The organism is bacterium (assembly GCA_030655055.1).
In the GTDB taxonomy this organism is placed as follows: Bacteria; Edwardsbacteria; AC1; order AC1; family EtOH8; genus UBA5202.
In genome coordinates this window covers 1-8,028 of sequence record JAURWH010000180.1, presented here as the reverse complement: position 1 = coordinate 8,028, position 8,028 = coordinate 1, and the positions used below count along the sequence as shown (strand labels likewise).

Below are 8,028 nucleotides of genomic sequence, written 5' to 3'. Positions count from 1 at the left end.
ATGTTCTTTTTCTTTTTTGTGCCGCCAACTAAGAAAAAGAACCAAAAAGAAAAAAGCTCGTCGCAAAATACTATCCTTGCCACGCTTACGCTAAAGCTTCAGCGGGCCCGCGCTGCGCTTCTCGTTGCTGGCGGGCTTGTCTGAACTCGGGCTTTGGCCAAGCCCTCAAACATGCAGACAAGCTATTAACCGCCGTCAACTGCGATGCTCACTGATAGTATTTAACGCGACTTACGGGGTTGGCACCGGTTAATCAGTACATTTCTGGTGCTATCTGGATAACTATTTATTGAACAATAGGGACTACAGTTGGCTCAGTATCTCCCGGGACCTTTCGAACAGTTCCCGGGGCGTTTTGTATGCGGCTTGTCCCGGAGAGAACCGGGCGATGTCGCATTGCTCGATGATCTCAATTATCTTGTCCACCAGCCCGGGCGCCAGGTTCAGCTCCAGCAGCCCGGCCTTGAGCTGGTCCTTGGAAAGGGCGTGGGTGTCCAGGTTGTAACGGTCGCCTACATATCCCAGCACTGCCTGGAAAAGGACGGCGTAAAATTCCTGACGGGGATCATCCTGCAAAAGCTTCTCGGCGGATTTCAGCCTTTTTTTAACCAGGGCCCCGGATCTGTGTTTGCGGGCATAGCCCCGGTCGCTGTCCAATTTATTGCGGTGGGCGCGGTAGAGGAACGAGAGACCCAGCAGGGCGAACGACAGCAGATAACCCAGGCCCAGCAGCCACCACGGCGACTGTTTGAAAGGTTTGATCTCCGTTCTGTCCGGCTTGATGTAATTGATGTCGGTGCCCAGCACCTTCAGGCCGGTGGCTTCCACCAACGGGGCATTGGGGGTGCAGCCGGTGGCGGTACATTCCAGAACCTTTGACTGGAGAGTGTGGTAGCTTTTGTCGCCGGGATCAAAGTAGGCCATCTTGATGGCCGGCAGGACATACTTGCCGTCGGCCTGGGGAATGACCGGGTAGCGGAAGGTCTTGGAGCCTTTGATGACATCGCCCGAGGTCTGAACCTGGTCCTTGATCTCGGGATCCAGGATCTTCAGTCCCGTGGTCGCCGGAATGACGGGCTTTTCGATCAACCTGATGTTTCCGGTACCGGAGACCTTTATGGTCAGGTTGATGGGCTCGCTGCCGGTGGTGGAGGTTCTGTCCAGTTCCGCGGTCATGGTGAACCTGCCGACCCCGCCGGTGAATTCCGCCGGTTTGCCGATCTCCGGCAAAGGCAGCACGGTCAAGAGCAGGGGTTTGGATTCCACCTTGACGTTCTGGGTGGATCCGAAAAAGTCAAATATGTCCCGGGAGCGCTGGACGATCTCCACATTCAGCGCCATGGGCTTTACTTCCAGCTTGCCGCTGGACATGGGGAACAGGGCCACCTTCTTCAGCAGGAAAACGTCGAACTGTTTGCCGTCCACCGTCTGGCGCTTGAACTCGATCTTCTGGGCGTCGTAGATCTTTTCGGTCCAGAAACCGCTGAAGGAAGGCTGTTCGGCCAGGTTCAGGCCGTTGATCTGAAAACGGTTGTAAAGGACGAATTCGGCGTTGATCTGCTCGCCCAGATAGACGGTCTTCTTGTCGCAGTGGGCCGAAAGATAAAGATTCCCGTCCAGCGGTATCCGGCCCTGCGAGGCTTTAGAGTTTTGTTCCGCCTTCTGTCTGGGCTGGTTTGCCTGGGCGGTCTTGGTCGCTTCGATGCTGATGGGCTGGCTTTGGTATTCCTGGCCTTCGTAGTTTATTTTGCAGGCGCCGATGGTCAGCTGGCCGGTCTTCTTGGCGCTGAGGTAGTAGACAAAGTTGACGGTAGCCTGTTTCTTCATGCTGCCGTTGATGATCGAGATGCTGGTGGACTGGGAGGAGGAACTGCCCAGCAGGTTGAAGTCCGGCAGGTCCGGCAGCTGGGGCTTGGGGACCGTGGCCATGCCCTCGCCCTGGACGGTGACAGTCAGGGTGAACTGCTCGCCCAGGCCCACCGTGCTTTGGTCCACCGAGGCGTTGAAATCGATGCCGGCGGCCAAAAGCAGACCGGGCAGCACAAGCAATACCACCAGAAGGCGAAGATATTTTAAAAATCTGTCAAACAAAGAAGTTTACAGTTTAGCGTTTTGAGTTTGGTGTTTAGGGCACAGCGTATGGCGTCCAGGGTTAAATAATTTGCAATTCACAATCCACGTTGTCAAGTCTTCATCCTTCCGTATTCCCTATTCAGTATTCTGTATTCTGTAAGCAGTGACCTGTCACCAGTCCTTGTCGCCTTTGTTCTGGTCCGCCGGCCTTTCCTTCTGCTTCTTCATGTTCTCCTTCTCCTTGTTCTGCAAAGCCTGAAGTATCCGGTCGGCGTCATCCTTGTTGATCTGTCCCTTTTGGGGCTGGGGTTTGGGCTGTTGCTGCTGCTTTTGCTGCTGGTCCTGTTTGGTGGAATCGCTTTTGGATTCTTCCTTTTTCTTCCAGCAAAATTCCAGGTTCTGCTTGGCCTGCTGGTCGCCGGGATCCATCACCAGTGCCGCGGTATATGAACCGATGGCCTCGTCCAGCTTCTGCGCCTTGAACTGGCAGTTGCCGATGTTGTACAGTGTCCGGGCCTGCAGTTTCTTGTCCTTGGTAAGCATTGCCAGCTGAAGTTCGGAAACGGCCTCGGGATATTTGTTGAGCTTGTAGAGGGCCCGGCCGATGTTGTAGTGTATCTTAACATTATCCGGCTCAAAAACCAAGGCCTCCTGGTATTTTTTAAGGGCTTCCTCGTAATTCCCCTTTTTGTAGGCCTGGTTGCCGGAGCGCATGCCGGAGCCGATACCAGCTTGGACCGCGGTCGAAGGCAGAAGGCAGAAGGCAGAAATTAGAATCACCAATTTGAACCGGGAAAGCTTCAGTTCCGGGAACCATTTTCCCCGCCGGTCGCTGATGAATATCCCGGTCATGATAAAGATAAAGGCCGCTAGCAAGAAGTACTGGTAGCGCTCCTGGTACTGCACAAAATCTCCTCCTCCGATGTCCTTCTTCTTCAACTGGTCCAATGACAACAGCAGGGCGTCCAGATTGAGGGCCTGGCTCCGGAAATAGCGTCCGTCTGCGGCCTTGGCCATCACCAGCAGCAGGCGCTCGGCCAGCCGGGAGACCACCACCTGGTCCTTCTGGTCCTTCTTGTAGGAAACGCCGTAGCCGCTCTGGTCGCTCTCCGGTATGGTGGAGCCTTCCAAAGTACCCACGCCCACAGCGTAGATCCGGATGCCCTGCTCGGCCGCCAGCTTGGCCGCCTGCATGGGGTCACCCTCCAGATTATCACCGTCGGTGATCAACACCAGGGCTTTTGAGGCACCCTCCTTGGCGTCGAACAGGGTGGAGGAGACCTCGATGGCCCACTGGATGTTGGTGCCGGGTTTGGGAATGTTTCCGGGCTCGATGATGTCCAAGAACATCTTGGCGGCGTCCACATCCGTTGTCAGCGGGCACATCACGTAGCAGTCGCCGGCAAAGGCGGTGATGCCCACCTGGTTGGCGCTGAGGTTGTCTAAAAGCGAGGCCACCTCCACCTTGGCCCGCTCCAGCCGGCTGGGCTGGATGTCCCCGGCCAGCATGCTTTTGGAGGCGTCCAAGGCGATGACCACGTCAATGCCCCGGCCCTTGTAGCTCTGCAGCTTCTCGCCCCACTGGGGCCGGGCGGCGGCCAGGATCAAAAAGAAAAGCCCCAGCAGCAGCAGCGTTGCCTTGGCCAAGGCCAGCCTGGTGCTGTAATTGGCGCTGATCCTGGCCAGCAGCTCCCGGTCGGCCAGTTTTTGACCGGCCCGGGACTTAAGCCAGCGGCCCCACAGCAGGGCCACCACCATCAGGGGCAGGGCCAGCAGTAGGTAAAGATATTGCGGTTGGGCCCACTTGATCATGGCAGCCTCCTGGCCACGGTCAGCGACAGGGCCATTCCCAAAAGCATCAGGAACAGGGCCGGGAATAGGAAGAGGTAGGCTTTTTCGGAATACACGGTATGGCGGTTGACTTTATAAGTGGTGGGTTCCAGTTTGTTGATCTCGTCGTAGATGATCTTCAACGCCTCGTCGTCGGTGGCCAGGAAGGCCTGACCCCCGGTTACCTTGGCGATCTCGTCCAAGGGCTTCATGTCGAATTCCATGTTCACGGTCTGGGGCCGCTGGCCCCAGAAGGGGTCGTTGACCATGATGGTCACCGGGCCGTTGGTCCCGATGCCGATGCAGTAGACCTTGATGCCGAAGCTCTGGGCCAGCCGGGCGGCGGTCAGGGGGTCGATGTCCCCGGCGTTGTTGAGGCCGTCGGTCAGCAGGATGATCAGCTTGTCTTTTGACTTGGAATCCTTGAGCCGGGAGACGGCCGAGGCCAGTCCCATGCCGATGGCGGTGCGGGTGGGGTCTATGGTGCCCACCTGCAGCCGGTCGATGATGCCGCCCAGGATCGTCCGGTTGATGGTCAGCGGGCACTGGGCCATGGAGCCGTTGGCGAAGGCCACCAGGCCTATCCGGTCGCCCGCCCGCTTGGCGATGAATTCCTTGGCCCGTTCCTTGGCCACGTACAGCCGGTTTTTTGGGCTGAAATCCTCGTATTTCATGGTCTCCGAGACATCCAGGCACAGCATGATGTCCACGCCCTTGACCTCCACCTCCTCGTAAACCCTTCCCCGCTGGGGGCGGGCCAGGGCCAGGGTCATCAAGACCAGGGCCGAGATGTTCAAGGCCAGCAGCAGGTATTTAAGAATATCCGATCTCTTCTTATAGGCGGCGAAGAACGAAGTGTCGGAGAATATGACCGCTCCGGTCCTCTTCTTCAACTCCAGCCACAAAAGAAGGGCGATGGGCAGCAGCAGCAGCAGATATAATGGTGAAGCGAAGCGCATCTCTACACGGCCTCCGTTACCGGTTTTTCGCTTTTAGCCTTCCCGGCGGGTTCCGGAGGGAGGGGGATGGTCCGGGTGATCAGGTCCCTGACGGTTTCCATGGCTTGGGCTGTTTCCTGTTCCGGGGGCACGGTCTTGGCGTACTTGACCAGGTCGGCCCGGTTCAGGAATTCGGAAAACTCCTGCCGCAGGGGTGTTTTGTATGTTTTTAAATTCAAAACGATCTCGGTGGTGGTCTGCTCCACCGCATTGAACTCAAAACGCCGCTCGATGTAGCGTTTGAGAATTTCGGACAAGGCGTAATAATATTTGCTGACCAGTCCCTTGGCCAGCCATTCGTCCTTGGGCAGATTGTCCAAGGCCTTCAACGCTTCCTCCCAGGGCGGCAGCGGGGCCAGGGCCTGTTCCCTGATCTTCTTAAGCTTTTTATACAACTGCAAACTCAGGTAAACCAAGGCGGCCAGGACCAAGACCAGGGCCGGGATCAGCCACAGCCAGTAGTTGGGGAATTTTGCCTCGGGCTTAAGGTCGTTGATGTCCTGCATCTTGGGGGAGAGGACGCTGTTGATCTTCACCTTAAGGCTGTCGCTGCGCAGGGTGTCGGTCTTGTCCCCGGAGGACAGCAGAAAGAACAGCCGGGGCAGGGCCTGCTCGCCGGCCTTGAACCCGGCCATCTTCAGGCGGTACAGGTTCTCATTGTAGCCCTGGCGGCTCTTGGTCTTCAACTGCTGGTCCAGGACCAGGAACGATCCCAGGCTGTCGGCCAGCGGTCCGGTTATCTTGCTGCTGTTGGAGCAGGTCAGCTTCAGCTCGACATAAAAGGGGTCGCCCACCGTCAGCTTTTTTGGTGAGCATTTGGTGGAAAGCGAGGGGCCGGATGGCAGCTGGGTCAAAAGCAGCAATGTCAGAAGCAGATGGGTCATTATGTTCGGCATGATTATTTTAATTTCTTATATGGGACGCAAATTTCCATTATGTTCTTTTCTTTTTGTCCCGCCAAAAAGAAAAGAACCAAAAGAAAAAGCTCGTCGCTGAAAACTCTCCGGGCCACGCTTTCGCTAAAGCTACAGCGGACCCGCGTTGCGCTTCTCGTTGCTGGCGGGCTTGTCTGAACTCGGACTTTTGCCAAGCCCTCAAACATGCAGACAAGCTTTTTCCGCCATCAACTGCGATGCTCACTGATCGTTTTAACGCGACAACCGGGATTGGAACCGGTTGATCAATCCGTGTTTCCTGTTTTCCTGGATTCCTTATAGATTAACCTGTGGTCTTGCTTCAGTGAAATCTCTTGGCCCGCTGTTTGAAGAACTTGTGCAGCTTGGGGGTGAAATCCTCGGTGGTGGAGATGTCTATCTGGTCCACACTGAGCTGTTTGAACAGCCGGTCCTTTTCCTGAAGGGCGTTCTGGGTATAGCTGAAGAAACCCTTGGCCAAACCCTTATCGGAAAAGTTCACGGTGTATATCTTTCCGCTTTCAGCGTCCTCGACGTCCACCAAGCCGGCCGGGGGCAGGTTTTGCTCGGCCGGGTCGCTGATGGACACGGCCACCAGGTCGTGTCGGCGGGAGGCGATGCCCAGGGCCGTCTTAAAATTCTGGGGCCGGTATCCCTGGCCCAAAAAGTCGCCAATGAAGAACACGATGGCCCGGTGCTTAAGGATGTGCATCAAAAATTCCAGGGCCGAGGAAGGACTGGTGCCCTTGCGCTCCGGCACGAAATACAGGATGTCCCGGATCAGCCGCATCACATGGAGCCGGCCCTTCTTGGGAGGGATGTACTTCTCCACCCGGTCGGTGAAGAACAGCAGGCCCACCTTGTCGTTGTTCTTGACCGCCGAAAAGGCCAGGGTGGCCGCCACCTGGGCGGCCTGCTCCACCTTGAAGCGGCCCCGGGTGCCGAAATAGCCGGAGCCCGAGGCGTCCACGCACAGGATCACGGTCAGCTCCCGCTCCTCCACAAACTTCTTGACATAGGGGCGCCCCATCCGGGCGGTGACCTTCCAGTCTATGGACCGGACGTCGTCGCCGGGCTGGTATTCCCGCACGTCCACGAACTCCATGCCGGTGCCCTTGAAGGTGGACTTGTACTCGCCGGCAAAGGTGGTGTTGACGATCTTCCGGGTGTGAAGCTCGATCTGGCGGATCTTTTTTATGAATTCAGGAGACAGCATCATTAAAAATCATAAATTCTAAAAACTAAAAACTAAACAAAATACAATTACCAAATTTGATATTCAGATTTGGAGTTTATTTAGTGCTTCGATATTGGTTATTAGTGCTTTCGTATCAGGGAACCTCCACCCCGGCCAAAATCTTCTGGATCACATCATCGGTGCTTACTTCTTCGGCCTCGGCCTCGTAGGACAGAATTATCCGGTGCCTCAGGATGTCCCCGGCCAGCTCCTTGACGTCCTCGGGGATCACGAAGCCGCGGCGCTTTAGGAAAGCCAGGGCCCGGGCGGCGGTGGTCAGGTTGATGGAAGCCCGGGGCGAAGCCCCGAAGCGGACCAGTCCTTTCAGATCCTTCAGCCCGTATTTCTCCGGTTCCCGGGTGGCGAACACCAGATCCACGATGTAATCCTTGATCTTCTTGTCGATGTAGATGCTCTTGCACAGCTCCCGGGCCTTGATGATGTCCGAGGTGTCTATCACCGGCTTGATCTTGGGCTCGCCGGTCCCGGCGATCCGCTCCACGATCTCCTTTTCCTCCTCCTTGCTGGGATAGGTGATCTTGATCTTCAGCAAAAAGCGGTCCAATTGCGCCTCGGGCAGGGGATAGGTGCCCTCCTGCTCGATGGGGTTCTGGGTGGCCAGCACCAAAAACGGGTCATCCAGCTTGAAGGTCTGTTCGCCGATGGTCACCTGGCGCTCCTGCATGGCCTCCAGCAAGGCGCTTTGGACTTTCGGGGGCGTGCGGTTGATCTCGTCGGCCAGGATGAAGTTGGCGAAGATGGGGCCCTTGCTGGTGATGAATTCCCCGGTCTTCTGGTTGTAGATCAGCGTGCCCACGATGTCCGAGGGCAGCAGGTCCGGGGTGAACTGGATCCGCTGGTACCTGGCCTTGACGGCCGCCGCCACCGTCCGCACCGCGTAGGTCTTGGCCAGGCCGGGCACGCCCTCGATCAGGATGTGGCCGTTGGCCAGCAGGCCCACCAGCATCCGGCTGAC

Annotated in this window: 6 protein-coding genes; all 6 read right to left on the bottom strand. The window is 56.8% G+C overall.

Features of this window, described 5'->3' with window-relative positions:
* Positions 1-303: 303 nt before the first annotated feature.
* Positions 304-2,043 carry a BatD family protein gene (locus tag Q7U71_08610; protein MDO9391819.1) on the bottom strand — a complete coding sequence of 580 codons (1,740 nt, stop codon included), beginning with the start codon at positions 2,041-2,043 and terminating at the stop codon, positions 304-306.
* A gap of 201 nt (positions 2,044-2,244) precedes the next feature.
* Positions 2,245-3,885: a VWA domain-containing protein gene (locus Q7U71_08605; GenBank protein ID MDO9391818.1), complete on the bottom strand. Its 1,641-nt coding sequence runs from the start codon at positions 3,883-3,885 to the stop codon at positions 2,245-2,247.
* Positions 3,882-4,862 carry a VWA domain-containing protein gene (locus Q7U71_08600; protein MDO9391817.1) on the bottom strand — a complete coding sequence of 327 codons (981 nt, stop codon included), beginning with the start codon at positions 4,860-4,862 and terminating at the stop codon, positions 3,882-3,884. The genes Q7U71_08605 and Q7U71_08600 overlap by 4 nt, the downstream gene beginning before the upstream one ends.
* 2 nt (positions 4,863-4,864) lie before the next feature.
* Positions 4,865-5,785 carry a hypothetical protein gene (locus Q7U71_08595; GenBank protein ID MDO9391816.1) on the bottom strand — a complete coding sequence of 307 codons (921 nt, stop codon included), beginning with the start codon at positions 5,783-5,785 and terminating at the stop codon, positions 4,865-4,867.
* Positions 5,786-6,137: 352 nt separating this feature from the next.
* Entirely contained in the window at positions 6,138-7,031 is an 894-nt protein-coding gene (locus Q7U71_08590; protein MDO9391815.1) for a DUF58 domain-containing protein, read from the bottom strand.
* Positions 7,032-7,146: 115 nt separating this feature from the next.
* The coding region (locus Q7U71_08585; protein MDO9391814.1) for a MoxR family ATPase at positions 7,147-8,028 on the bottom strand (882 nt) is incomplete at its 5' end.